This is a genomic window from Bacillus sp. 05T31 (assembly GCF_056396725.1).
Genome location: NZ_JBFTMA010000695.1, coordinates 1 through 2,358 on the forward strand (window position 1 = coordinate 1; position 2,358 = coordinate 2,358).

The 2,358-nt window shown below is 32.8% G+C and carries 3 protein-coding genes and 1 pseudogene; 3 read left to right on the plus strand and 1 reads right to left on the minus strand.

All coding sequences use genetic code 11. From position 1 onward, the window contains the following. Nucleotides 1-664, plus strand: a 664-nt coding sequence (locus AC1DJR_RS26740; RefSeq protein WP_477003933.1) for a hypothetical protein, incomplete at its 5' end; no start/stop codon positions are given. A gap of 38 nt (nucleotides 665-702) precedes the next feature. Next, the gene (locus tag AC1DJR_RS26745; RefSeq protein ID WP_429688712.1) at nucleotides 703-1,401 is read left to right on the plus strand and encodes an SMI1/KNR4 family protein; all 699 of its coding nucleotides are present in this window, start codon (nucleotides 703-705) and stop codon (nucleotides 1,399-1,401) included. Nucleotides 1,402-1,463: 62 nt separating this feature from the next. On the opposite strand, the pseudogene AC1DJR_RS26750 reads toward AC1DJR_RS26745, so the two are convergent. After that, nucleotides 1,464-1,883: pseudogene (locus AC1DJR_RS26750) on the minus strand (DDE-type integrase/transposase/recombinase); the annotation flags it as partial. Nucleotides 1,884-1,905: 22 nt separating this feature from the next. Between AC1DJR_RS26750 and AC1DJR_RS26755 the strand changes: the two are divergent. Beyond that, nucleotides 1,906-2,325 (plus strand): immunity protein YezG family protein, encoded by a 420-nt coding sequence (locus tag AC1DJR_RS26755; protein ID WP_429688711.1) that lies wholly within the window; start codon nucleotides 1,906-1,908, stop codon nucleotides 2,323-2,325. Nucleotides 2,326-2,358 lie beyond the last annotated feature (33 nt).

Genomic DNA, 2,358 nt, shown 5'->3' on the forward strand with positions numbered 1-2,358 from the left:
GTATTATATAATTGAAATTAAACTAGCAAAAGGTGCGGACTCCGTAACCCCATTCGTTAAAGGTGTAGAAATAATGCCAGATGGAAGTGTCGTTAGATCTGGAACGAACTATAGCGGGAAATTCCAAGAAGCCCATGATGCCTCAAAGGCGAGTATTCAGAGTAGGATCTCGAATTTGGAGAGTGGTGGAGTTAAGGGTACGGGTGATATTGGAACACCGCCTCGATACGAGGAAAGAAGAATCTCAAAGGAATTATATGATGAATTAAGAGATGGAACGACTACTGCAAAGCTACGGGAAAAAGTTAATGAGGGCATTGAGGATAAAATAGGAACGCCTGACCCTGCTTTACCTGGTAAGTATATTACAGATAGACTTCAAGCTGATCATATTGTATCAATGAAAAATATAGCGGATATGGAAAAATTTGATAAACTAATAAAGGAACAACAACTTAAGGTTTTAAATAATGAAGAGAATTTTTTAGGGTTAAGTGAAGCAGCCAATAAATTTAAGGGGTCTAAATCTTATTCTGATTGGACAATTTATAAGAAAGAAAAAATTGAAGTTGATCCTAAGTTTAGAGAAGAGATGATAAAGAAGAAAAAAGAATTAGAAATGAAATTACAAAAACAAATTGATGATTTTGTTGAAAGGAAATAAAAAAAGATATAGATAAATAAAGGAGATGACATAGCATTATGGAACAAAAACTTGGGTTTTTAAGAAAATATAAAAGAAATGCACAACTTATATCATGCCATGAGATTAATAAACTTGATGGTGAGAAAATACCAAATTCATGGTATGAATTGTTTCAAGAAGAAAACGTAGACAAGAGAGTTGAGAGTATTTTATCGATATGGAAAGAGCACGTAGGAGTGGAATTAAGAAACACTATTTCTTATTTGTCTAGGCACCTTGAAGAAGTAGAGCTTATGGACATAAATGGTAGATATTCAATTTTATACACTATTAAAACAGATAATGGTGAAATTCGATATTATGAGGGGGGAAATCCCAAAGATGATTTTAATAATGAAGAATTAGAAAAATCTTGGGATAAGATCCCTTCAACAATACGAAATTTTTATCGAACTGTTCATAATGGTTTCTATTTTTATGCGAGCCAATCTATGGGTTTAGTTCCTTTAGAAAATGTAACTTTTTTTGATGATGATGAATGGGGTATTATTGAGGAGTTAGAAGAGCCTTTACAAATTGATTTACAAACTACTTTTGGTTTCTTTAAAAGTGGTATGGGTGGTTATGTTGCAGTAGATTATAAGAATTCTAATAATGATAATGCGACTTTATGGTGGACGAATAAAGAGCCTAGATATAATATGGAATTTTGGGACATAGTTGATGAATGGATAGTAATTGGATTTGAAGTTTAGTTTAAAGGTTCTGTTGCAAAGTTTTTATATAAACAAAAAAATCCTAATTTAGTAGGTAGAGTTTATACAACTTTGAATAGGTTCTCTAATTCATTGTACGTCGAAAAAACGAAGTTTGGTTGTTGTAAACTTCGTTTTTATTTATATAGGGCATGAATAGTTTAGTTGCCTTTTAAGGTACGTAAAGCATGGCGAAGCCTTTGAAATCCTGCGGATTTGGAAAAACGTCACTTGATATGTCTATAATCCTGTTCGATGAGGTAATTCAAATRCTTGATTGTACAATGGATGGTATGCTTATGACCTTGYTCTCYCAATTTATGGAAAGAGAAAAGTAACGCGGGAGYCTTGTCTGTTGTGAGAACCGTTGCTTCTCCWAATGTTTTTACTAGTCTTTTCATAAAGGCATAAGCCGCTTGACGCTCTTGTTTTTTGTGGAGCTGAATATACAATGTATGTCCATCTTTATCAATCGCTCGATAGAAAAGAAGATGTTTTTATAAATTGAGTGATGAGCTTAGAAAGATTTTTAAAGAGAATGAGCAAGAATTTTGGCACTTTTTTACACTATCGCTTGATAGCGATGGAAAGCTGAAGGTACATTATGATTATACCAATTGGTTCAATACTGATTATATCTTTAATGGCCAGTTAGTTATTTGGGAATATAAATATTTAGGAACAGAACTAGATAATAGTAAAAGTAAAGATTTAATTGCCAAGTATTTAGATGAGTATCCCAATAATGTGACTTGGTTAAATAGAGCAGGATATGAATACTCAGTTGACCAGATACAAAGAGGTAAGATTATAGAAAAAGACAGAAAAAGGAATAGGCTGTTAAAAAATAAGTACTCTATGGGGGTTATGTCATCATTGAGTACTACATGCAATGATAGAATAGAAAACGAAGTACGAGCTTAGGCGAGATGACATTTTACTGGGTGATGAATATAA

Coding starts and splice junctions, on each gene's coding strand:
- AC1DJR_RS26745 (WP_429688712.1), top strand. CDS start 703: ATGGAACAAAAACTTGGGTTTTTAAGAAAATATAAAAGAAATGCACAA.